We start from the raw sequence: 21908 nt of genomic DNA, 5'->3' as shown, positions 1-21908 counted from the left end.
GAGAAGATGAAGCAGAACCAGACACGTGCGGGACATCTCCAGCGGCCGGGCACCACCCGCGTCCTGGGACGCAGCGGAGCGGAATCGGTGCGGCGCACCGTGCTGCCCGGCGGCCTGCGAGTGGTGACCGAGGAAGTGCCGGGCGTGCGCTCGGCCTCCGTGGGCATCTGGGTGGGCGTCGGATCGCGCGACGAGACCAGGCCGCAGGCCGGCGCCGCGCACTACCTGGAACACCTGCTGTTCAAGGGCACCGCCCGGCGCACCGCCGTGGACATCGCCCAGGAGATCGACGCCGTCGGCGGCGAACTCAACGCGTTCACCTCCAAAGAGCACACCTGCTACTACGCCCACGTCCTCGACGAGGACCTGCCGCTGGCCGTGGACATGCTCTGCGACGTCGTGTTCGACGCGGTCAACGCCGCCGCCGACGTCGACGTCGAGCGCAGCGTGGTGCTCGAAGAGATCGCGATGCGCGACGACGACCCCGAGGACCTGCTGCACGAACTGTTCTCCGCGGCCGTGCTCGGCGATCACCCGCTGGGGCGCTCGGTGCTGGGCACCGAGGAGTCGATCACGGAGATGAGCCGCAGCCGCGTGCACGGCTTCTACCGCCGCAGCTACGCGCCGCCGAAGATGGTGATCGCGGTCGCGGGCAACGTCGAGCACACCAAGGTGCTGCGGTTGCTGCGCAAGGCCATCGGCGATCGCCTCGGCGGGGAGGCCGCGCCCGCTCCGCCGCGCACCGGCCGCACCCGGCTGCCCAAGCAGCAGGCGCTGGTGCTGGAGCACGACGACACCGAACAGGCCCACCTGCTGCTGGGGTGCCGGGCGCTGAACCGGCACGACGACCGGCGATTCGTGCTGGGCGTGCTCAACGCGGCGCTGGGCGGCGGCATGAGCTCCCGGCTGTTCCAGGAGATCCGGGAGCAGCGGGGGCTGGCGTACTCCGTGTACTCCGCGGCCACCGCCTACGCCGACGCCGGGACGTTCTCGGTGTACGCGGGCTGCCAGCCGGACCGGCTCGGCGAGGTCGCCGCCGTGATCCGCGACGTGCTCGAATCGGTCGCCGCCGACGGGCTCAGCGAGGACGAGGTGGCGCGCGGTCGCGGCCAGCTGCGCGGCGGCCTGGTGCTCGGGCTGGAGGACACCGCGTCCCGGATGAGCCGCATCGGCAAGAGCGAGCTGAACTACGGGCGCCACCTCAGCGTCGAGGACACCTTGGCGCGCATCGAAGCGGTCACCGCCGACGACGTCGCGGAGCTGGCGCGGGACCTGCTGCGCCGCCCGCTGACCACCGTCGTCGTCGGGCCGTACGAGAACGTCGATGAGCTGCCGGACTCCATCACCCGGCCGGACCAGACCAGAAAGGCGGCACGTTCGTGACATCTCCAGAGACCTCGGTCGGATCCCCGGTGCGGGTCGGCGTGCTCGGCGCCCGCGGGCGGATGGGTTCGGAGGCGGTGCGCGCCGTCGGGGAGGACCCCGGCGCGCAACTGGTCGCCTCGGTGAACCGGGAGGACCCGCTGCAGGTGCTGGTCGACTCCGGCGCACAGGTGGCCGTGGACCTCACGCACCCGGATTCGGTGCTGGAGAACGTGCGGTTCTGCGTGGAGAACGGCATCCACGTCGTCGTCGGCACCAGCGGGCTTGGGCCCGCCGAACTGGAGACCATCGGATCGCTGCTGGCCGAGCACCCGCAGGTGGGGGTGCTGGTGGCGCCGAACTTCGCGCTCGGCGCGGTGCTGTCGATGAAGTTCGCCGAGGTCGCCGCCCGGTTCTTCGAATCGGTCGAGATCGTGGAGCTGCACCACCCGAAGAAGGCCGACGCCCCGTCCGGCACCGCGGCGCGCACCGCCGAGGTCATCGCGCAGGCGCGCGAGTCCGCCGAGCTGGACCCGGCGCCGGACGCCACCACGAAGGAGCTCGACGGCGCCCGCGGCGCGAAGGTCGACGGCGTGCCGGTGCACTCGATCCGGATGGCCGGGCTCGTCGCGCACCAGGAGGTGCTGTTCGGCACCGAAGGGGAGACGTTGACCATCCGGCACGACTCCTACGACCGGCGGTCGTTCATGCCGGGCGTGCTGCTGGCGGTCCGCGAGGTCGGCGGACGGCCGGGCCTGACCGTGGGGCTCGACGCGGTTCTGGGGCTGTGAATGTCCGACGGTGAGCGGCGGCGCGGGCCCGGCCCGCGCACCGCGGCGTTCGTGGTCGCCGCGGTGCTGCTGGTGTACCTGGTCCTGATGGGCGGCCGGGCGATCACGATGATCGTCACCGGTCGGCCGATCTTCGTGGCGCTCGGCGTCGCGATCTTCGTGCTGCCCGTGCTGGGCGCGCTGCTGGTCGTGGACCAGCTCCGGTTCGGGGCGCAGATGGAGCGGCTCGCGCGGCTGCTGCACGACGAAGGCTCGCTGCCGGACGTGTCGCACCTGCCGCGCCGCCCGTCCGGCCGCGTGGAGCGGGACGCCGCCGACGAGTGGTTCGAGGCGAAGCAGGCGGAGCTGGAAGAGTCCCCGCGCGATTGGCGGGCGTGGTTCGCCCTCGCGCAGGCGTACGACCTCGCCGGGGACCGCAACCGCGGGCGCAAGGCGATGCGCCGGGCGATCGAACTCCAGCGCGGCGAACCGGACGCGGAACGGTAGTTCGCCTGGCTCATCGCCGGTACCCGCATTCGGGTGATGGATGCCGTTTCGCAATGCTTTCGCAGGGGATTCGCGGCTCCGTCTCATGCTGTGGTCGGTCAGTTGACATCATCAGCGCAGGCGCCGCATGATCTAGCGCATGTCGAGGTTCGCCACTCTGGTGGTCCGGCTGCACGTAGATTTGCAGCAGCAGTCCAGCGCCCTCTGTCGTAGTTTCTGATTGCTGCGTTCGCCGCGGCGGTGCGGTTCCGCACAGTCGCGATCGAACCGGCTGAGCGAACGCATTCCGCGGTCTTTTCCGATGTCCCGCACCCGCATCCGATCCGGATGAAATCCATCCCGGATCGGCAGTCGCATGAACGGGTGGCGGGAGCCGGGAAATGTGAGTCGGAACGCATTCACCCCTGATCCGATTTCGACCCGTCGGCTCGTCGATCCATCCGAATCCGGAACGCGATCGCGTGGTCCGGTGACCCCGTGTGCCCTGAAGCGGTTTCCATCTCGATTCTGATCTGTCGGGAAACCGGTTGTGGGGACACCTGTGTGTCCGAATCCCGTTGTCCGAATGAGAAGAAACGGTGTCGAGACGTTGGTGGAAATCAGTTACAGACCGGAGAGAAGATGAGAATCCAGTCGCGCGCATGGCGCAAGGGACTGACCGGGCTGACCGCCGCGCTGCTCGCGGTCGGTGTCGTCACGTTGCCGGTCGGTGATACCGATGCCTACGCGGATGTGCAGATCAAGACCCACACGGTGCCGGGTGCCGATGGCAAGAACTACTCGGTCACCAACCACGTCGTGAGCCGCAACGCCACCAAGGCCGCCGACGGCAAGCGCAAGGAATGGCTGGTGGTGTGGGCCGGTGACGAGAACATCGCCGACACCGCCGTCAAGGACGTGAAGAACCTTCCCGGCTCGGTCGGAAATCCCGTCGACAAGGTGAAGAACGCGCTGCCCGGACCCGACTTCCTCGCCGTCATCGACGCGACCAAGGGCTCGGAGACCTACGGCAAGGTCGTCAACACCGCGACCGTCGGACCGCTGGTGGAGAACGAGCCGCACCACATGCAATACGTGTGGCACAAGGGCGACACCATCTTCGCCGGTGCGCTTTTCCTCGGCGCCACTTACGCGTTCGACGTCACGAAACTGCCGAACCTGGAGCTCAAGGGCGTCAGCCTGCCGACCCAGACGCTCGGCGGTTCCGTTCCGGACGCGTATTGGACGTTGTCGGACGGCACTTCCTACGGCACCTACATGGGCGGTCCCGTCGCACCCGGTCCTTACCGGTACGACGACGGATCCGTGCACGTCGGAAATGGTTTCGCGGGAAGTCCCGGGGAAGTCGTGCGATTCGACCCGAACGGGAAGGTGCTGTCGCAATCTCCGGCGGCGACACCGCAGGGCGACGACCCGAAGCTGTGCGACAACCTGCCGCGGCTCGGCAAGCCGACCTGCGCCAACCCGCACGGCATCCAGGCCCGCGAAGACCTGAACACGCTGATCACCAGTGACTACGCGGAACCCCGCAACATCATCCTGGACCCGGTCAAGCAGCCGTCGCCGTACCTGCGCAGGCCGACCGTCCGGACCTGGGACATCTCCGACCGCAACCACCCCAAGCTGCGGGCCGTGTCCTACCTGCCCGACGGGCCGCGGGCCGACCCCGCCGACCCGCTGCACTCCGAGAGCCGCGCGGTGATGGAAACGACCGTCACCAACCTGCCCGGTCACAAGGGCGCGTTCGCCCAGACCATGCAGGGCGGCGCGGTGTTCTACACGCCGGACATCACCGCACCGGCACCGCGCTGGACCCAGGTCTTCGACGACGGGCAGGCGCTGAAGGCCATCGATCCGGCCAACAACGACGCCAGGGGCAGCAGCTCCAACGGCGGCTGGATCCAGACCAGCCCGGACGACAAGCTGCTGTACCGCGCGGTGCAGGGGCGGCAGAAGGGCGCGCTCGGGCCGGACGACCCCGGATCCACCGGTGGCGTCTACACCCTGGACATCTCCAAGATCGTCAACGCCGGGACCGATTTCCAGTGCACCATCGACACCGTCGAGAAGGCGGAGAACGGTGGCGGACAGGACTGCCCGACGCTGGCCGGCGCGGCACCCATCAACCCGGGACAGCCGGGCGCGGGACCGCACTGGGGCGCCTACGACAACTTCACCGAAGGCGCCGACGGACGCTACGAGGAGACCAAGCAGCCGAGCAGGCTCGCCGTGTCGAACTACTTCGTGGCCCGCTCCGGGCTCGACGGCGACCACAAGGTCAACATGGTCGACCTGGCCAAGGACGGCAAGGTCAGCGTCGACGAGACCTTCAAGGACGAAGTGACCGGTGAGACCGGCATCAACTTCAACCGGAAGTCGTGGCCGCACGGACCGTTCGGGAACGCCAAACCGCACTCCGAACTGTTCGTCGTCGCGGACGAGGATCTGAAGTAAGGGTCCGTTCAGAGTGATCTGCGTAGCTGGTCGCTCTGCGGAACCTCAGCGGCTTCCTCACTGCGGGATCTTTTTCCCGAGTGGCTCCGCCACGAGGGAAAAAGCTGTCCTCGCGAGGAAGCCGCTGAGAACCCGCGGGTGGTCACCTTGCTCTGGCTGGTCGCTGCTCAGCAGCTTCGCCACTGACAAGACAACTACCAAAAGATCATCCTGCAACGACCCCCGAAGTCCTCGGGCACCGGTGGGGAGCCGGTTCACCACCGCGCTTCCCACCGGTGCCCGCCCGGAACGTGCGTCGCAAGCCCGGCCCGCCGGCCCCGCCAGGGCGCGACACCTGATTTCCCCCGCTGCGCCGGGAAATTCTGCTGGAGTGAGGTTCTCTCGATGGACATGAGCGGTATGCATTCGGGCACCGGAGTGGCCGGGGTGGACGCCGCGGGGCTGCTGCTGCGCGTGCTGCTGCTCGGTGGGACCGCGGTGGCCGCCGGGCTCGGACTGCTGCGCCCCACGGTCCGCGTGACCGGCCGAGCCACGACGTGGACGGCCTGGGCCGCGGCCGCGGCGGGCGCTGCGGCGAGCCTGCTGTCGATCCCCGTTCTCGACGTCAACGGCACCGTCGCGGTGCTGCACGCCGTGCTGCTGCTGGCGCTGCCGATCGCGCTGCGGTGGCCCACCCCCGCCGCCTACCTGGGCTTCGCGCTCACCGTGCTCGTCGTGGTGGAAAGCGCCCTCGGGCACTCGCCCGCCGAGTTCTTCGTCACCACCGTCGTCACCGCGGCCGTCGTCACCTGGTTCGGGCTGACCGGCATCGGGCTCACCGTGCCCGCCGAACACCGGTCCGGAGGCGCACTGCGACCCGGACCGCTCGCACTGGCGCTGGCCGCCGTGCTCGTCGTGGCCGCCGCCGTGCAACTCGTGCTCACCGGCATCGCCGACCGGCGGCTGCTGACCGGATTCGGCGCGGTGCTGCTGCTCATCGTCGCGGCCGCCCTCGTCGTCGCCGTCCTTGCGGTGCTGCTGCGGCGCGGCGACCCGTGGCGGATCTACCGGTACGGCGCCGCCGCCGTCGCCGTGGCCTTCGTCGCGTGGACCGTGCTGCCCGGCATCCCGAAACCCGGTGAACTGCCGCAGCCGGGAGTGCCGCGACTCGCGCACGCGACCGTCGCCGACCAGGACGTGCCGGTGCTGATCACCCCGCACCGCCCCGGCCGCAACCTGGTGCACCTGCCCGAGAGCGTCACCGATGACATCACCGTCGAGGCCGGCGGCACCCCGGTGCGGGCGCAGCCCCGGCCCGGCACCTCCGGTACGTGGGCCGAAGTGGACCTGCCCGCCGGTCGCAGCGACGTCGAACTACGGCGCACCGGCGGTGACGAGCAGGGCAGCGTCGAAGTCGACACCGGCGACGGACCCGCCGTGCCCGGCTCCACCGGGCCGGACGGACCGGAATGCGCCAGCGTCGCGCTCGCCGGGCTCGTCGCCGGGCAGCGCGCGCCGCTGGAATCCTGCCCCGCCGAGGCGCTCGCGGACGACGACGCCGAGGCGCTGCGCGAACTCGTCGGCTACATCCACCGCAACGGCGCACCCGGCATCACCGTGCTCGGCGACGACTCGCCGCGCTCCCGGCACGCGGCGGACGTCGTGCGCGAGGCGGCGGCGCAAGCCGGGCTGCCCACCGGCGACGCGCCGCACCCCGACCGCGCGCTGATCCTCGTGGGCGGCTGGACGCAGGCCGCCGAACACCTCGACTCGATCGCGGCATCGCAGAACGAGGCGCCGCTGCACCTCTACGGCGTGCACCTCGCGCCGTGGCTGATGCACAGCCCCGTCACGACGACCACCGCCAGCTCCGCCGCGCCGCTGCGCTTCGACCCCCGCGACTACCGCTCCCTCGAATACGGGATGGCGCTGTCCGAGGCGTTCGGCGGCGAACCGCCGTCGGTCGCCGGATTCGACACCTGGCTCGCCGCACGTGGCCAGGTCATCGACGACCCCGTCGTCGTCTACGCCTCCGCCAAGGTCGACGCGATGCAGATGAACATGCCGGGGATGAGTGGCGGAATGCACGGCTCCGAACCTGCCGGTCAGTGGGTTCCACGTGGCACCGTTGTTGCCGTCTCCGGCCCCCTGACCCCCTGAAATCAAGGAGAGACCGCATGTCCGCAGTGGACACGATCAGCGAACAGAGAACCCCGCCACCGCCACCGCCCGCGGCCCCGCCCGCGCGGCCCGGCGTCGTCACCCTCGGCGTCCTGCTGGCCGTCGTCGTCGGCCTCGCCGTCGCCCACGAGGCGGGCTGGAAGCTCGCGGTGCTCTACGTCGTCGGCCTCGCCCTCGGCACCGTGCTGTTCCACTCCCGGTTCGGCTTCACCTCGGCGTGGCGGCAGCTCGTCGCCGTCGGACAAGGCCGGGCGCTGCGCGCGCACATGCTGATGCTCGCCGTGGCCTGCGCGCTGTTCGCGGTGATCCTCGGCGCGGGGCTCGGCCTGTCCGGCGCGCCCGAAGGCACCGTCGCACCCGCCGGGCTCGGCGTGATCCTCGGTTCGTTCCTGTTCGGCGTCGGCATGCAGGTCGGCGGCTCGTGCGCCTCCGGCACGCTGTTCGCCGTCGGCAGCGGCCAGACCGCGATCCTCTACACGCTCGGCGGGTTCATCGCCGGATCCGTGCTCAGCGCCTTCCTCGCCCCGTGGATCAGCGCGCTGCAGAAGACCGGGCCGACGGTGTCGTTCGCCGACACCCCGCTGGGATATCCGGGCGCGCTGCTGATCTCCCTGGTGATCATCGGTGCGGTGGTCGCCGTGTCGCTGTTCGTCGAGCGCCGCCGCACCCCGCCGCCGATCGACGCACCGCCCACCGCGCAGGGCCTGCTGCGGGTGCTGCGCGGCTCCTGGCCGCTGTGGGCCGGGGCGCTGCTGCTCGCCGGGCTCAACGCGCTGACCCTGTTCATCTCCGGCGGGCCCTGGGGCATCACCTCGGCGTTCGGGCTGTGGGGCGCGAAGTTCCTCGGCTGGATCGGCATCGACATCTCCGACGCCCCGTTCTGGGCCATTCCGGAGAACGCCGCGAAGCTCGACGCGTCCGTGCTCGCCGACAAGATCTCGGTGATGGACTTCGGGATCATGATCGGCGCGCTGATCGCCTCCGCGGCCGCGGGCGCGTTCGTGCTGCACCGCCGCATCCCGTGGCGGCTCGCCGTCGGCGCCGTGCTCGGCGGCGTCCTGATGGGCATCGGCGCCCGGCTCGCGGGCGGCTGCAACATCGGCGCCTACTTCTCCGGCATCGCCTCGTTCAGCCTGCACGGCTGGCTGTGGGGCGTGCTCGCCATCGCGGGCACCTACGCCGGGTTGCTGCTGCGCCCTCTGTTCGGCCTGGGGAACCCCAAACCCACCGACGCCGTCTGCTGAGGGCCCGCCGGTGCTCCGGCCGCTTCACCGCTCGGCGGTGCCACCGCTGAGACCGCGGCGGCCGGAGCGAACGGTGCGCGGCTGCGCAGCGCAGGTGGTGCCGAGAGCACCGCACCGCCTCGGATCGACCGGGGCGCCGGAGACTTCCCGCCGCTCGGCGGGTTGGAAGGAAGAAGGAGAACACCATGTCGAGAAGTGTCGCCAGGGCGACCGCCGCGGTCGTCACGAGTCTCGCCCTGCTCGGGCTCGGGGCCGGTGTCGCGCAGGCCGACCCGCCGTCCATCTGGATCATCCCGGGCGTCGACGCGGGCGGCCTGCTCAGCCCGACGGTCGGACTGCCCACCGCCGCCCTCAACCCCGTCGTCGGCCTGCTCGACGCGCTGAGCTGACCCTCCGGAAAGGAACCCTCACCATGAACGCCTCGTTGCGCCGCGGCCTCGCCGCCTCCGCACTCGTCGGCACCGCCCTGCTGGGCTCCGCCGCGACCGCCGTCGCCGCACCGCAGCCCGCCCCGGAAGAGGACGGCGTCGTGATCGTCGACCAGCCGGACACCGGGGACCTGCACAACAAGTGGACCTTCGCGCCGCTGGGCATCCCGGTGCTCGGGCTGCTCGATTCCGTCGCCGGGGTCCCCGGGAAGCTGCTGCCGCTGCCCTGACCTCGATGAGCACCGATCTCCCGTGCTGTAGTCGCCGCGGCGCACCGCGCGGGATCAGGAGCGGACGGTCGCCGCCGCACTGGACACGAACGCGTGGTCCAGGTGCGGCGGCGTCCGTGCGTTCCCGGTGGTCAGAGCCAGGCGATCATGATGCCGGGGGCGACGGCCAACGCGGCGAAACGCGCGAAGCGGCCCACCAGCCCCGTGATCAGGAAGGTGCTCACCGGTACCCGGGCCCAGCCGGCGATCACGCACGTCGCCAGGAACGGCGGCAGGCTCGCCGTCGCGCTGAGCAGCAGCACACCGCCCGCCCACACCGGGCGGGTCTGGCAGCTGAAGCGGAAGCGCTCCAGCCACGCGGCCCACCGGCCCGGGTGTCGTCCCGGATCGCTCTTGCGCTGCATGAAGCGCGGCAGCCGGATCAGGCCGCGGGCCGCGTAGTAGTACAGCAGCTTCCCGCCGATCTGGCCGACGGTCACGACCAGGGCCAGCAGCCACCACGGCAATTCCGGGCTCTTGACGACCAAGCCGACCACGAAGATCTCGACGCTGATCACCGGCACCAGCGCGGAGGCCACGGACATGCCGAAGGCGGTGGCGATCAATCCGATCGACGTCAGCACATGTCCACCCGAATGTCGGAGTGCGGTCCGCCACAGGCTAGCAACACCGCGGTGGCGCTACTCGGTGCACGGGTATTCAGTGCCGCGTTTTCCGCACCATTCTTCGAGCAGTTCCACTACGCAGCGAAAATCGTCGTGCCTCCCGGAGGCCGGGCCTTCGGGTTCAGCTCGATCGGTGCTCGCCGAGAAGTCGCGGCGGGCGGGTTGTGCATTTGCGCCGAGTTCGCGGTTTCGCGGCCGAAGGGATGAATTTCCGGTGAATGCGCGGATTCGAGATCGCCGTCGTACGCGGTGCCCGGATCATTCGTGGTGGTGCAAATGCAGGTCGAGCGGGCCGGAGAGCCGCAGCTCGCGCACCGGACGGCCGCCCGCGTCGAGGGTGCGCACCGTTCCGTCCGGGACCCAGCCCGCGTGTTCGAAGAAGGCTTGGGACACCGAATCGGCCTCCGGGATCCAGCTGATGCCGCGCGTCGCGCCGCCCTCGGTGAGGCGCTGCGCCATCGTCGCCAGCAGCCGCCCGCCGTGTCCGCGGCGGCCCCAACGGGGTTCGACGAGCACCGTGCTCACCAAGGCGACGGTCGCCAGGTCGGCCGGTGCGGCACCGTCCGCAGCCGCTGCTTCCTGCTCGGGAGCGGGGCCCGCCACGCAGAACCCGACGAGCCAGTCGCCTTCGGCGGCGACCAGCACCGTCGTCGGCCCGTCGCTGAGGGCCTCGGTCCACTGCTGAGCCGTCTCCGCTTCGTCCAGTCCGGCGAGCACCTCCGGCGGCAGCAGTTCCCCGTACGCGCTGCGCCAGGTCGCGAGCTGGATCCGGGCGATCTCGGGGGCGTCGGCGGGCGTCGCGGCCCGCACCTCGGCATCAGCCATGCGCGCCAACCTAGCGCCCGCGCTCCCTGGCACCCGGGGGCAGGGGATCACCGGGGCGCGCGACCGACCGGCGTGGCGCATCCGAGCAGGAAGATCGGTTCGGAGGTCCGGACTGTCAGTCCGGGATGGCACCATTTCGCGAATGCAGACCATGAGCGCCGCCGCGGCCCGGCGCACCGCGCTGGCGGCCCAAGGTTTCACCGATTCCCGGCCCACCGGGCAGGTGACCCGTCAACACCTGAACCGGGCGTTGAGCCGCACCAAACTGCTGCAGCTGGATTCGGTGAACGTCGCGGTCCGGGCGCACTACATGCCGCTGTTCAGCCGCCTCGGCGCTTATCCCGCTGCGCTGCTCGACGACGCGGCCTGGTCGTCGACCGCCGCCAAACCGCGGCTGTTCGTCGAGTACTGGGCGCACGAGGCGTCGCTGATCCCCGTGCGGGACTGGTCGCTGCTGCGGTGGCGGATGCGGATGTACGGCGGCTCCTGGCGCAGCCGGTCGCGCGAACTGCTGGAGAACTCGCCCGGCTTGGTCGATGACGTGCTCGCGGCCGTCAAAGACCTCGGCCCCGTCGGTGCGGGCACCTTGGAGCGGGAGATCGGTGGTGACGTCCGCCAAGGGCGCGGTCCATGGTGGAACCGCACCGACACCAAGCGAGTCTGCGAGCTCCTGTTCGCCATGGGCGAGCTCACCACCGGTACCCGCAAGGGGTTCGAACGGCTCTACGACCTGCCGGAACGGGTGCTGCCGTCCGACGTGCTCACCCACGACCCCGCCGAAGAGGACGCCGTTCGCGAACTGGTGCTGCGGTCCGCCGCGGCGCTCGGGGTGGCCACCGAGTCCGACCTCCGCGACTACTACCGGCTGAGCCCGTCGCAATCCCGGCGAGCCGTGGCAGAGCTCGTCGACGGCGGCGAACTCGAACCCGTTGCCGTGGCGGGCTGGCGGCAGCAGGCGTACCTGCACGCCGCGGCTCGCACGCCTCGACGCGTTCGCGGACGCGCCCTGCTGTGCCCGTTCGATCCGCTGATCTGGGAGCGGTCCCGCGCCGAGCGGTTGTTCGGCTTCCGCTACCGCATCGAGATCTACGTCCCGGAGCCCAAGCGGGAGTACGGCTACTACGTGTTCCCCTTCCTGCTCAACGGTGAACTGGTCGGCCGCGTCGACCTGAAGGCGGACCGGGCGGCGAAGGTGCTGCGGGTTCCCGGAGCCTTCGCCGAACCCGGCCAGGACCCCGCGGTGATCGCCCCGGAACTCGCCGACGCCCTCAGCGAGATGGCCGGTTGGCTGGGACTGGACGGGATCGTCATCGGATCGCGCGGCGACGATCGCCTCGTCGAAGCGCTGCGCGCCCTCACACGGCGGACGTGAGCAGCGCGTCCCCGCTGCCGCTGCGGCCGAAGATCCGCAACGCCGGTTCCGCGGCGGTGGCTTCCTCGGAGACCACGAGGTCGCTGTGCACGGCCCCGGTGGTGGACGTGAGGTCGACCTCCGCGTCGGTCCCGTGCCGCAGCGCGACCCGCAACCCGCCCGACCCGGTGATGAGCTCGATCTGGCCCGCCGCGGCGTCGGCGATGGCGACGTCACCGCTGCCCGAGCGCACCAGCACGTCCGATTCCACGGCGCCCAGCCACACCGAACCGCTCCCGGTCACCACCGAGGACGCTGCCCGCACGGACACGACCTCCACATCGCCGCTGCCGCTGCGCGCCTGCACCCCGGCGGCCATGTCGCCCAAGCGCAACGCCCCGGAGCCGGTGCGGGCGACCGCGTTGCCCGCGGCCTGCTCGACCGAGACCGCGCCGCCGCCGGACTGCACCTGCACCCGGCCCGCCGGTCCGGTCACCCGCACGTCGCCGCTCGCCGAGCGCAGCCCCAGCTGGGACTCCGCCGGTGCCCGGACGGTCACCGCCAACGGGACCGTGCGCAGCGGCACCGTGCTCGGAGTTCGCACCGTGAGCCGGTTGCCGGTCATGTCGATGCGGGTCTGGCGCACCGCCTCGGCCATCGGTTCGCGCAGTCCGCGCTCGCCGAAGGCGCGTTCACCGAGACCGCCGCGCTGCGCCGCATCACCGAACTGATCGCTGACCCAGCTCAGCAGGCCGGTGAGCCCGCTGCGCCAATCGGTGCCGCCCGCCGCGGAATCGTGGCGCACCTCGACGTGCGTGACGTCCGTCGTCGCCAGCTCCACCGTGATCGACCCGATGCTGTTGCCGATGTCGACCTCGATGGGAGCCGCGGTGTCGAAGTCCTGCGTCCGCACCAGATCGTTCGGTTCCCGACCGGCGGACTCCTCGGAATTCGGTCCGCCCGTGCCGTTGCCGCTCATCGCCTCGTCCGCCTTCCCGTCGCGCTCAGCCGTGCACCCAGCCGTGGAGCCGTGAACCGGGGCCGTCGTCCGGCCCGTCCGGACGCCAGCGGCCGGAGCCGGGCGGGCCTCCCCAACCCGGACCGCGCCCGGGGCGGTGGTCCCACGGGCCGCGCGGTCGGCCGCCGTGCAGTGCGCCCTGCACGGCCTGCGCCACCCAGGTGTTGAGCGAGACGCCTTGCGTCGACGCCGCCTGCTCGGCCTGCCCCTTGATCTCGTCGAGCAGGCGCAGGGTGATCCGGCTGATGTCGCCGCCGTCGGCACCGGGCGGCGGAGTGGGTGGTCGTTCCTCCTCGGCCGCGGTCGAGCGCGCGGTGCCGCCGCCGCTGACGACGACGCGGACATCGCGGCCGTCCAGCCGGACGTCGACCACCTGGCCGTCCAGGTGCGTCGTCACTTCCGCGGCGAGGTCGGAGAGCGCGTTCATGATCGCGAGCCGGGTGGCGGGCTCGATCGCGGCCGACAGCGCGGCGGCGGTCTGCCGGGTCTGCTCGTCGCCCGCCGACGCGGCGGAGCCGAGGTCTTCCCGGAGCTGGGCGATGTAAGGGCTGAGGTCCATGACGCCACTATGGCGTCGCAGGTGACGTCGCGCAAGGACACGATGGTGTCAGCGGGTCGTCATCGGTGCGGTCGTGGCGGTCGGGCCTGGGCGTCGGGGTGGCCGGTTACGCTCGAAGCCGCCGGCGCCCGGCCGCGGGCGTGCGGCAGGACATCCGCACTCCGACCGAGAAGGGTCCGCGCACCGTGACCGACATCGTGCCGCCGAAGGTCCAGCTGATCGGCAAGACCGAGTTCTTCCCGCCGGCCGACGTGGAGTGGTCCACCGACGCGGACGGCGGCCAGGCGCTCGCGGAGTTCGCCGGCCGGGCCTGCTACCAGTCCTGGCACAAGCCGAACCCGGCGACGGCGACCAACGCCGGCTACCTCCGGCACATCATGGAGGTCGGCCACCTCTCGGTGCTGGAGCACGGCTCGGTCACCTTCTACCTGACCGGCATGTCGCGGTCGCTGACCCACGAGCTGATCCGGCACCGGCACTTCTCCTACTCGCAGCTGTCCCAGCGCTACGTGCCGGAACGCGACGCCGCGGTGGTCGAGCCCGACGTGATCGCCGAGGACCCGGAGCTGCACGAGAAGTTCGTGCGCGCCACCGAGGCCAGCGTCGCCGCCTACACCGAGCTGCTAGACGCGCTGCAGGAGAAGTTCGCGGACGAGCCGAAGGCCACCCTGCGCCGCAAGCAGGCGCGGCAGGCCGCGCGCGCGGTGCTGCCCAACGCCACCGAGACCCGCATCGTCGTCAGCGGGAACTACCGCGCGTGGCGGCACTTCGTGGCGATGCGCGCCAGCGAGCACGCGGACGTCGAGATCCGCTCGCTCGCCGTGGAGTGCCTGCGGCAGCTGCAGAAGACCGCGCCGAACGTGTTCGGCGACTTCGAGATCACCGCCCTCAAGGACGGTTCCGAGGTCGCTTCCAGCCCCTTCGTCAGCGAAGGCTGACGGGAACCGCGCCCGACCCTCTTTCGTCCGATGGGATGAACGTTTCAGGACGAAGTGGGGGAGGGGCGGGCGTGGTGGAACGGACGGATGCGCTGACGCGCACGATCGGGCGCCGCTACCAGGTGACCGGTGAGCTCGGTCGCGGCGGCATGGGCATCGTCTGGCGGGCCTGGGACCAGGTGATCGGCCGCGAGGTCGCGATCAAGCAGCTGCACGTCCCGGACGGGGTGCCGCCCGCGGAGCGGGCCGTGTTCGAGGAACGGGTGCTGCGGGAGGCGCGGGCCGCGGGCCGGCTCAGCGACCCGGCGGTGGTCACGGTGTTCGACGTGCTCAGCGAAGCGGGCGGCACGTTCATCGTGATGGAGCTGGTGCTGGCGGGCACGCTCACCGAGGTCGTCGGCGAACGCGGTCCGATGCCCCCGGAACAGGTCCTGGACCTGGCCCGGCGGTTGCTGTCCGCGTTGGAGGCCGCGCACGCGGCGGGGATCGTGCACCGGGACGTGAAGCCGAGCAACATCATGATCTCGGGCAGCGGGGTGAAGCTGGCCGACTTCGGGATCGCGCAGACCCTGGACGACACGCGGTTGACCACCAGCGGCAGCATCATCGGCTCGCCGTCGTTCATGGCCCCGGAACGCATCCAGGGCGCGGACGCGACACCCGCCAGCGACCTGTGGTCGCTGGGCGCGACGTTGTTCTTCGCCGCCGAGGGGTGGTTGCCGTTCGACCGGCAGACCACGGCGGCGACGCTGCACGCGGTGCTCAACGAGACGCCCCGGATGACTCGGACCCAGGGCCCGCTCGGATCGCTGATCATGGGTTTGCTCATCGCCGACCCGCGTGCCCGCTTCACCTCCGCGCAGGCCCGCGCGCTGCTGGCCACCGGACCCGGTCCGGCGGCGACGGCGCAGGTCCCGGCAGGTACGGCCCCGGTGCGGTCGTCCGCTCGTGCGGGTGGATTCGGCCGCAGGCCGCTGATCGCGGCGGCGGTGGTGCTGTTCGTGGCCGGTCTGCTGCTCGGCCGGTTCGCGCTGGTCCCCGGCGTCCCGGAAGCGGAGGAGGCGACGCTGAGCTACGGACCGGGCGGTGACCTGGAGACCTTCGCGCCGAGCAAGTCGGACCCGTGCGCGGTCGGCACGCCGAGAGCCGGTTCGACCGTGCCGGAGCAGGAGGTCCGCCGCTGCTCGGAGCCGCACGACCTGGAGATATACGCATCGGGAGATCCGTTCGGCAGCGGCTCCACCAACGACATCGCCTACCCGGGGGAGGCGGAGCTCGCCCGGTTCGGCGAAGGGATGTGCGCCGCGTACTTCGCCTCGGACAAGATCGTCCTGCCGGGCAAGGACGCCGCGCTGCGCTACGGCGCGCTGGTGCCTTCGGAGCGCTCCTGGGAGCTCAAGCGGCAGACCGCGACGGACGACGACAGCGACTCCGACGACGGTGCGCAGGCCGTGCACTGCTACCTGCGCACCGCGGACGGAACGCGGTTGACGACCTCGCTCGCCACGGGTTGAGGCGGTCCGGCGGAATCGGCGAACGAGGACCGCGGCCCTTACTCGCCGTGACATGATCGTCGCTCCGCGATCGCAGGGAGGGGTGTGCGGTGCAGGAGCGCAAGGATGCGGGAATGCGCCTCGCCGGAGGTCGCTACGAGGTGACCGGGGAGCTGGGGCGCGGCGGCATGGGCGTCGTCTGGCGCGCCCGCGACGCCAGGATCAACCGGGACGTCGCGATCAAGCAGCTCCACGTGCCGGAAGGCGTCCCGGAGGCGGAACGGCGGGTGCTCGACGAGCGCCTCATGCGGGAGGTGCAGGTCGCGGGCAGGCTCAGCGATCCCGGGGTGGTCACGGTGCACGACGTGTTCGCCGAGAACGGCGCCACGTTCATCGTGATGGAACTGGTGGACCCCGTCACGCTCAGCGACGTCGTGGGGCCGCAGCGGCCGATGCCCCCGGCCCAGGTGGCGGACCTCGCCTTGCGGTTGCTGTCCGCGTTGGAGGCGGCGCACGCGGCGGGGATCGTGCACCGGGACGTGAAGCCGAGCAACATCATGATCTCGGGCAGCGGCGGGGTGAAGCTGGCCGATTTCGGGATCGCGCAGACCGTCGACGATCCGCGCCTGACCACGACCGGCGCGCTCATCGGCTCCCCGGCGTTCATGGCTCCGGAACGCATCCAGGGCGCGGATGCGACACCCGCGAGCGACCTGTGGTCGCTGGGCGCGACGTTGTTCTTCGCTCTGGAGGGGTGGTTGCCGTTCGACCGGCAGACCACGGCGGCGACGCTGCACGCGGTGCTCAACGAGACGCCCCGGATGTCCCGGGACCACGGGGCGGTCGGCGAGCTGGTCGCGGGCCTGCTCACCACCGATCCCCGCGCCCGGCTCACCTCGATCCAGGCTCGTGCGCTGCTGTCCGATCCGCACCGCGCGGAACCGGGGCGCGCGGCGACGTCCGGATCGCGGCGGTGGTGGCTGGTCGGGGCGGTGCCCGCCGCGGTGCTCCTGTTCGTCGCGGGCCTGCTGCTCGGCAGGAACCTGCCGGTCGCCGGTGATCCAGGTGGGCCCCAGGCCGCGCCCGGGGCCAATCCGCTCGTCGCGGGCCCCCAGCAGCCGACGCTGACCTACGGTCCGGGCGGTGACGTGGAGCCGTTCGACCTGGGCGAGGACAACCCGTGCGCGGACACCGCGCTGGAGCCGGGCGACCGCGTCGCGCAGGATCGGTTCCGGCCGTGCGATTCCGCGCACGACGTGGAGATCTACGCCAGCGGGGACGTGTTCGGCGGGCGGTCGACCAGCGACGTCAGCTACCCCGGGCAGCGCGAACTGGCGCGGTTCGCCGAAGGCATGTGCGGCGCGCACTTCGCCACCGACAAGATCGACCACCCGGACAAGGAACGGACGTTGCGCTACGGCGCGGTGATCCCCACCGCGCAGGCGTGGGAAGCCAAGCGGCGGACGTCGCTCGACGGCGACAGCGCCAACGACGAGGGTTCGCAGATCGTGCACTGCTACGTGCGCAGCGCCGACGGCACGCCGCTGACGACACCGGTCGCCGCCGACTGAACCCCGGTAAGGTGAGCGCATGGGTGTGGCCAATGACGAGCGCCGTGAACTGTGCGACCTGTTCGACCGGGTCGGGCCGGACGCGCCGACGCTGTGCGGTGAGTGGAAGACCAAGGACCTCGCGGTGCACCTGGTGCTGCGCGAACGGCGCCCCGACGCGCTGGCGGGCAAGTTCGTCAAGGCGCTGGCCGAGCGCGGCGACAAGGTGGAGCAGGGTCTGCGCGAGCAGCCCTGGCCGGAACTGATCGCCACCGTGCGCGAAGGCGCGCCGAAGTGGAACCCGCTGGCCATCGGCGCCGTGGACGAGACGGTCAACACCGCCGAGTTCTTCGTGCACCACGAGGACGTGCGGCGGGCGCAGCCGGGATGGCAGCCGCGGCCGTCCGAGCCGGAGCGCGAAGAGGCGCTGTGGAAATCGTTGTCCCGGGTGGCGAAGGTCTTCTACGGCCGCAGCCCCGTCGGCGTGGTGCTGCGCCGTCCGGACGGCACCGAGATCGCCGCGAAGCGCGGCCCGCGCACGGTGCGCATCAGCGGTGAACCGAGCGAACTGCTGCTGCACGCGTTCAGCCGCCGCCAGGTGCGCGTCGACATCGACGGGAACGAAGCAGACGTGCTCGCAGTGGAAGACCTGCGCCGCTCGTTCTGACCTGCCTGTCTTTGATCTCGGCCTGAGTAGGGGTCGGGTGGCGGAACCTCAGCGGCTTCCTCGCTGCGGGATCTTTTTTCCGAGTGGCTCCGCCACGAGGAAAAAAGCCGTCCTCGCGAGGAAGCCGCTGAGAACCCGCCGGTGGTTCTGTTGCTCAGGCTGATCACCGCTCAGCGGCTTCGCCGCTGACAGGACAACGGCCACCAACGCCGCTCGTCTGGAACGATGAATCAGCGAGCCGCTCTCCGACGGGATCGCTGCGCGGTGGCAGGCACTACCTTCGGTCGTACGGCAGGTTTCGCTCCACTGGCTCGATTTCGGTTCGTGTCGCGGAAATCCGGTTGTCGTCGCGCTGATCTGCGGGAACATGAACGGCATTCAGGGTTTCGGGCCGCGAGGTTTCCGCGATCTTCGGTGCTGGGGCGCGGTGCCGCCCGGCGCCGTCGATGCGGCGCGCTGACCAGTGGACTCACCAGGTAGCGTCAAGGGCTATGACCGTCTGTCCCACCGCCACTGAAGGTCGGCCGTTCGGCCGGGTCCTGACCGCCATGGTGACGCCGTTCGACGCGGACGGGAAGCTCGACCTGGCGCTGGCTCAGGAGCTCGCGACCTACCTCGTCGATCACGTCGGAAACGACGGCCTGGTCGTCAACGGCACGACGGGTGAAAGCCCCACGACCAGTGATGACGAGAAAGAGCAGTTGCTGCGCGCCGTCGTCGAAGCGGTAGGGGACCGCGCGACGGTGGTCGCCGGAGCGGGCACGAACAACACCGCGCACTCCGTGGAGTTGGCCCGCACCGCGGAAAAGGCCGGCGCGCACGGGCTGCTCGTGGTGACCCCGTACTACTCGCGCCCCCCGCAGGAGGGGCTGCTGTCGCACTTCACGACGGTGGCCGACGCGACCGAGCTGCCGGTGATGCTCTACGACATCCCGCCCCGCTCGGTGGTGCCCATCCACACCGACACGCTCAAGCGGCTCGCGGAACACCCGCAGATCAAGGCCGTGAAGGACTCCAAGCACGACCTGTGGGCGGGCAGCGAGGTGCTGTCCAACAGCGACTTGGCCTACTACTCCGGCGAGGACCCGCTGAACCTGCCGTGGTTGTCGGTGGGCGCGGTCGGCTTCGTCAGCGTGATCGGGCACGTCGTCGGCGATCGGCTGCGCAAGATGCTCGACGCCTACGAAGCGGGCGACATCGCCACCGCCAGGGACGTGCACGTCGGCCTGATGCCGGTCTACCGGTCGATGAACTTCGTGGGTGGTGTGATCTTCTCGAAGACGGCGCTGCGGTTGTGCGGTTATGAGACCGGGCATCCCCGGCTGCCGTTGCCGCAGGCCACCGATGAGCAGGTGCGGGTGATCACCAGCGATCTGTGGGACGCCGGTCTGGTCCTGGTCAATCCCGATGCCGCAGCAGAGGTGCACCGTTGAGCGCTCGCGCAACATCTTCCGAAAACCACCCCGTGACGCCGACCGCGTCGGCGCCGCCACCGGCCCTGCCCGAGGGCGGGCTGCGGGTGACCGCGCTCGGCGGCATCGGCGAAGTCGGCCGCAACATGACCGTGTTCGAGCACGAGGGCAAGCTGCTCATCGTCGACTGCGGGGTGCTGTTCCCGGAGGACGACTCGCCCGGTGTCGACCTGATCCTGCCTGACTTCGGGGCGATCGAGAACCGGCTGGACGACGTCGAGGCCGTGGTGCTCACGCACGGCCACGAGGACCACATCGGCGCGGTGCCGTTCCTGCTGCGGCTGCGCCCGGACCTGCCGGTCGTCGGCTCGAAGTTCACGCTGGCGCTGCTGGCGGCGAAGTGCAAGGAACACCGCCAGGACCCGGTGCTGATCGAGGTCGCCGAGGGCCAGCACAGCAAGCACGGCGTGTTCGACCTGGAGTTCTTCGCGGTCAACCACTCGATCCCGGACGCGCTGGCGGTCGCGATCCGCACGTCCGCGGGCGTGGTGCTGCACACCGGTGACATCAAGCTGGACCAGCTGCCGCTGGACGGCAGGCTCACCGACCTGGCCGGGTTCTCCCGCCTGGGCGACGAGGGCGTGGACCTGTTCCTGGTGGACTCCACGAACGCCGAGGTGCCCGGTTTCGTGACGCCGGAGCGCGAGATCGGTCCCGTGCTGGACCGGGTGATCGGCAAGGCGACGCAACGGCTGATCGTGGCTTGCTTCGCCAGCCACGTGCACCGCGTGCAGCAGGTGCTGGACGTGGCCGAGACGCACGGCCGCAAGGTCTGCTTCGTGGGCCGCTCGATGGTGCGCAACATGGGCATCGCCAACGACCTGGGCATCCTGCGGGTGCCGCCGGGCCTGCTGGTGGAGCTGGACGAGGCGCTGGCGATGCCGGAGCACCTGGTGCTGTTCGTGTCGACGGGGTCGCAGGGCGAACCGCTCTCGGCGCTGTCCCGGATGGCGCGCGGCGAGCACAAGCAGATCCGGATCCGCGCCGGCGACACGGTGGTGCTGGCGAGCTCGCTGATCCCCGGCAACGAGACCGCGGTGTTCGGTGTGGTCAACGGCCTGGTCCGGCTCGGCGCGGACGTGGTGCACCAGGGCGGGGCGAAGGTCCACGTCTCCGGGCACGCCTCCGCCGGTGAGCTGCTGTACCTGTACAACGCGGTGCGCCCGAGCAACGTGATGCCGGTGCACGGCGAGTGGCGCCACCTGCGCGCGAACGCCGAACTGGCCCGGCTCACCGGCGTCGCCGCCGAGCGGGTGGTGATCGCCGAGGACGGCGTGGTGGTCGACCTCGTCGACGGGATCGCGAAGGTCACCGGTCGCGTCGAGGTCGGGCACGTCTACGTCGACGGCCTGTCCGTCGGTGACGTCGGCGAGTCGACGCTGTCGGACCGGCTGGTGCTGGGCGAGGGCGGCTTCATCTCGATCACCGTGGCGGTCGAGGCCGCGACGGGCCGGGCGGTGTCGAGCCCGACGATCTCCGGCCGCGGTTTCTCCGACGACCCGAAGGCGCTGGACGACGTGGTGCCGCTGGTGGAGATGGAGCTGGCGCGCACCGAATCGGAAGGCATCGCCGACACGCACCGCATCGCGCAGGCCGTGCGCCGCGTGGTCGGCAAGTGGGTCGCGGACAAGTACCGCCGCCGCCCCATGATCGTCCCGAACGTGCTCCCGGTGAGCTCCTGACCTCTCGCCGCGGTCGGAAATCCGGTGCGCACACCGGATTTCCGGCGCGGCGTCGGAGGATATCCCCACGCGGAAGCGAGGAGCCTCCACCGGACTCTTCGGCGTCGTAGCGTTTCCGCATCCCGATCGGGAGATGTGGAAGGGGCACGACACACGATGAAGCGATTCACCACAGCGGCGGTCTTCGCGACGGCTGCGCTGCTGGCGGCACCCGCCTCGGCGCTGGCCGCGCCGGCACCGGCGGTGCAGATCCAGGGCGACGTGCCGCCGGACCAGACCGCTCCGGGCGGTGACGCGCCACCGGACCAGACGGTGCCGGGCAGCGGCGTTCCGGCGGACCAGACCGCTTCGCGGGTGGGCGTCCTGGGTGACGACAAGGGCGACGACAAGGGCGACGGCTGCGACCCGAGTACGTCCAAGCCGCCGTGCGACGACGGTGGCAACAAGCCCACCGCGGTGGCCGCGTTGCAGGGCGACGAATCGATTCCCGCGGCGCGCTGACCCGAGTCGGCGAGCCCGACGCCCCGAGCCGA

General features: G+C 71.1%; 21 protein-coding genes. 16 read left to right on the top strand and 5 right to left on the bottom strand.

Annotation, left to right across the window (positions count from 1 at the left end; genetic code table 11):
• Window positions 1-6 precede the first annotated feature (6 nt).
• From BJ969_RS21585 to BJ969_RS21550, 8 genes are all read left to right on the top strand, one after another.
• Window positions 7-1383: a M16 family metallopeptidase gene (locus BJ969_RS21585; RefSeq protein WP_184481470.1), complete on the top strand. Its 1377-nt coding sequence runs from the start codon at window positions 7-9 to the stop codon at window positions 1381-1383.
• Window positions 1380-2153: a 4-hydroxy-tetrahydrodipicolinate reductase gene (gene dapB / locus BJ969_RS21580; RefSeq protein ID WP_343071530.1), complete on the top strand. Its 774-nt coding sequence runs from the start codon at window positions 1380-1382 to the stop codon at window positions 2151-2153. Before BJ969_RS21585 ends, dapB begins: the two co-directional genes overlap by 4 nt.
• Entirely contained in the window at window positions 2154-2639 is a 486-nt protein-coding gene (locus BJ969_RS21575; RefSeq protein ID WP_184481468.1) for a tetratricopeptide repeat protein, read from the top strand. It abuts the gene before it with no gap.
• A 621-nt stretch (window positions 2640-3260) separates the two neighbouring features.
• Window positions 3261-5093: a hypothetical protein gene (locus tag BJ969_RS21570; protein ID WP_184481466.1), complete on the top strand. Its 1833-nt coding sequence runs from the start codon at window positions 3261-3263 to the stop codon at window positions 5091-5093.
• Between the two features lie 390 nt (window positions 5094-5483).
• A complete protein-coding gene (locus BJ969_RS21565; RefSeq protein ID WP_246457047.1) occupies window positions 5484-7232 on the top strand; it encodes a hypothetical protein in 1749 nt (582 codons plus the stop codon).
• A gap of 17 nt (window positions 7233-7249) precedes the next feature.
• The gene (locus BJ969_RS21560) at window positions 7250-8497 is read left to right on the top strand and encodes a YeeE/YedE family protein (protein WP_184481462.1); all 1248 of its coding nucleotides are present in this window, start codon (window positions 7250-7252) and stop codon (window positions 8495-8497) included.
• Window positions 8498-8682: 185 nt separating this feature from the next.
• The gene (locus BJ969_RS21555; protein ID WP_184481460.1) at window positions 8683-8886 is read left to right on the top strand and encodes a hypothetical protein; all 204 of its coding nucleotides are present in this window, start codon (window positions 8683-8685) and stop codon (window positions 8884-8886) included.
• 23 nt (window positions 8887-8909) lie between these two features.
• Complete coding sequence (locus BJ969_RS21550; protein WP_184481458.1) at window positions 8910-9155, top strand: hypothetical protein; 246 nt, start codon at window positions 8910-8912, stop codon at window positions 9153-9155.
• Window positions 9156-9286: 131 nt separating this feature from the next.
• Here the strand turns inward: BJ969_RS21550 and BJ969_RS21545 are convergent, their stop codons facing one another.
• Together BJ969_RS21545 and BJ969_RS21540 are read right to left on the bottom strand one after the other, a co-directional pair.
• Window positions 9287-9778, bottom strand: a complete 492-nt coding sequence (locus BJ969_RS21545; protein ID WP_343071529.1) for a hypothetical protein — start codon at window positions 9776-9778, stop codon at window positions 9287-9289.
• Between the two features lie 300 nt (window positions 9779-10078).
• Entirely contained in the window at window positions 10079-10645 is a 567-nt protein-coding gene (locus BJ969_RS21540) for a GNAT family N-acetyltransferase (protein ID WP_184481456.1), read from the bottom strand.
• Between the two features lie 142 nt (window positions 10646-10787).
• Between BJ969_RS21540 and BJ969_RS21535 the strand changes: the two genes are divergently transcribed.
• The gene (locus tag BJ969_RS21535) at window positions 10788-12017 is read left to right on the top strand and encodes a winged helix-turn-helix domain-containing protein (RefSeq protein ID WP_184481454.1); all 1230 of its coding nucleotides are present in this window, start codon (window positions 10788-10790) and stop codon (window positions 12015-12017) included.
• On the opposite strand, the gene BJ969_RS21530 is transcribed toward BJ969_RS21535, so the two are convergent.
• Window positions 12001-12975, bottom strand: coding sequence for a DUF4097 family beta strand repeat-containing protein (locus BJ969_RS21530; protein WP_184481452.1), 975 nt, complete (start codon window positions 12973-12975; stop codon window positions 12001-12003). The genes BJ969_RS21535 and BJ969_RS21530 overlap by 17 nt on opposite strands.
• A 25-nt stretch (window positions 12976-13000) precedes the next feature.
• Window positions 13001-13573 carry a toxin-antitoxin system HicB family antitoxin gene (locus BJ969_RS21525; protein WP_184481450.1) on the bottom strand — a complete coding sequence of 191 codons (573 nt, stop codon included), beginning with the start codon at window positions 13571-13573 and terminating at the stop codon, window positions 13001-13003.
• 185 nt (window positions 13574-13758) lie between these two features.
• On the opposite strand from BJ969_RS21525, the gene thyX reads away from it, so the two are divergent.
• The 4 genes from thyX (at window position 13759) to BJ969_RS21505 (ending at window position 18221) form a co-directional block, all read left to right on the top strand.
• Window positions 13759-14511: an FAD-dependent thymidylate synthase gene (gene thyX / locus BJ969_RS21520; protein ID WP_184481448.1), complete on the top strand. Its 753-nt coding sequence runs from the start codon at window positions 13759-13761 to the stop codon at window positions 14509-14511.
• A 71-nt stretch (window positions 14512-14582) separates the two neighbouring features.
• Window positions 14583-16025 carry a serine/threonine-protein kinase gene (locus BJ969_RS21515; RefSeq protein ID WP_343071528.1) on the top strand — a complete coding sequence of 481 codons (1443 nt, stop codon included), beginning with the start codon at window positions 14583-14585 and terminating at the stop codon, window positions 16023-16025.
• An 89-nt stretch (window positions 16026-16114) separates the two neighbouring features.
• A complete protein-coding gene (locus tag BJ969_RS21510; protein WP_343071527.1) occupies window positions 16115-17575 on the top strand; it encodes a serine/threonine-protein kinase in 1461 nt (486 codons plus the stop codon).
• 19 nt (window positions 17576-17594) lie between these two features.
• Entirely contained in the window at window positions 17595-18221 is a 627-nt protein-coding gene (locus BJ969_RS21505; protein WP_184481445.1) for a TIGR03085 family metal-binding protein, read from the top strand.
• Window positions 18222-18269: 48 nt separating this feature from the next.
• On the opposite strand, the gene BJ969_RS21500 is transcribed toward BJ969_RS21505, so the two are convergent.
• The gene (locus tag BJ969_RS21500) at window positions 18270-18590 is read right to left on the bottom strand and encodes a hypothetical protein (protein WP_184481443.1); all 321 of its coding nucleotides are present in this window, start codon (window positions 18588-18590) and stop codon (window positions 18270-18272) included.
• Window positions 18591-18712: 122 nt separating this feature from the next.
• Here BJ969_RS21500 and dapA point away from each other — a divergent pair, with 122 nt between their 5' ends.
• The 3 genes from dapA to BJ969_RS21485 all read left to right on the top strand — a co-directional run bounded on the left by dapA (window position 18713) and on the right by BJ969_RS21485 (window position 21876).
• Window positions 18713-19654: a 4-hydroxy-tetrahydrodipicolinate synthase gene (gene dapA, locus BJ969_RS21495; protein WP_184481441.1), complete on the top strand. Its 942-nt coding sequence runs from the start codon at window positions 18713-18715 to the stop codon at window positions 19652-19654.
• Window positions 19651-21375: a ribonuclease J gene (locus BJ969_RS21490; protein WP_281398351.1), complete on the top strand. Its 1725-nt coding sequence runs from the start codon at window positions 19651-19653 to the stop codon at window positions 21373-21375. The genes dapA and BJ969_RS21490 overlap by 4 nt, the downstream gene beginning before the upstream one ends.
• A gap of 156 nt (window positions 21376-21531) precedes the next feature.
• Entirely contained in the window at window positions 21532-21876 is a 345-nt protein-coding gene (locus BJ969_RS21485) for a hypothetical protein (RefSeq protein ID WP_184481437.1), read from the top strand.
• The last annotated feature ends 32 nt before the right edge of the window (window positions 21877-21908 follow it).

The organism is Saccharopolyspora gloriosae, assembly GCF_014203325.1.
GTDB classification, from domain to species: domain Bacteria; phylum Actinomycetota; class Actinomycetes; order Mycobacteriales; family Pseudonocardiaceae; genus Saccharopolyspora_C; species Saccharopolyspora_C gloriosae.
Note: the sequence above shows the minus strand (reverse complement) of the source record. Positions and strands in the feature narration are given on the sequence as shown.

Coding starts and splice junctions, on each gene's coding strand:
- BJ969_RS21585 (WP_184481470.1), top strand. CDS start 7: ATGAAGCAGAACCAGACACGTGCGGGACATCTCCAGCGGCCGGGCACC.
- BJ969_RS21575 (WP_184481468.1), top strand. CDS start 2,154: ATGTCCGACGGTGAGCGGCGGCGCGGGCCCGGCCCGCGCACCGCGGCG.
- BJ969_RS21570 (WP_184481466.1), top strand. CDS start 3,261: ATGAGAATCCAGTCGCGCGCATGGCGCAAGGGACTGACCGGGCTGACC.
- BJ969_RS21565 (WP_246457047.1), top strand. CDS start 5,484: ATGAGCGGTATGCATTCGGGCACCGGAGTGGCCGGGGTGGACGCCGCG.
- BJ969_RS21560 (WP_184481462.1), top strand. CDS start 7,250: ATGTCCGCAGTGGACACGATCAGCGAACAGAGAACCCCGCCACCGCCA.
- BJ969_RS21555 (WP_184481460.1), top strand. CDS start 8,683: ATGTCGAGAAGTGTCGCCAGGGCGACCGCCGCGGTCGTCACGAGTCTC.
- BJ969_RS21550 (WP_184481458.1), top strand. CDS start 8,910: ATGAACGCCTCGTTGCGCCGCGGCCTCGCCGCCTCCGCACTCGTCGGC.
- BJ969_RS21540 (WP_184481456.1), bottom strand. CDS start 10,645: ATGGCTGATGCCGAGGTGCGGGCCGCGACGCCCGCCGACGCCCCCGAG.
- BJ969_RS21535 (WP_184481454.1), top strand. CDS start 10,788: ATGCAGACCATGAGCGCCGCCGCGGCCCGGCGCACCGCGCTGGCGGCC.
- BJ969_RS21530 (WP_184481452.1), bottom strand. CDS start 12,975: ATGAGCGGCAACGGCACGGGCGGACCGAATTCCGAGGAGTCCGCCGGT.
- BJ969_RS21525 (WP_184481450.1), bottom strand. CDS start 13,573: ATGGACCTCAGCCCTTACATCGCCCAGCTCCGGGAAGACCTCGGCTCC.
- BJ969_RS21505 (WP_184481445.1), top strand. CDS start 17,595: ATGGGTGTGGCCAATGACGAGCGCCGTGAACTGTGCGACCTGTTCGAC.
- BJ969_RS21500 (WP_184481443.1), bottom strand. CDS start 18,590: ATGTTCCCGCAGATCAGCGCGACGACAACCGGATTTCCGCGACACGAA.
- dapA (WP_184481441.1), top strand. CDS start 18,713: ATGACCGTCTGTCCCACCGCCACTGAAGGTCGGCCGTTCGGCCGGGTC.
- BJ969_RS21485 (WP_184481437.1), top strand. CDS start 21,532: ATGAAGCGATTCACCACAGCGGCGGTCTTCGCGACGGCTGCGCTGCTG.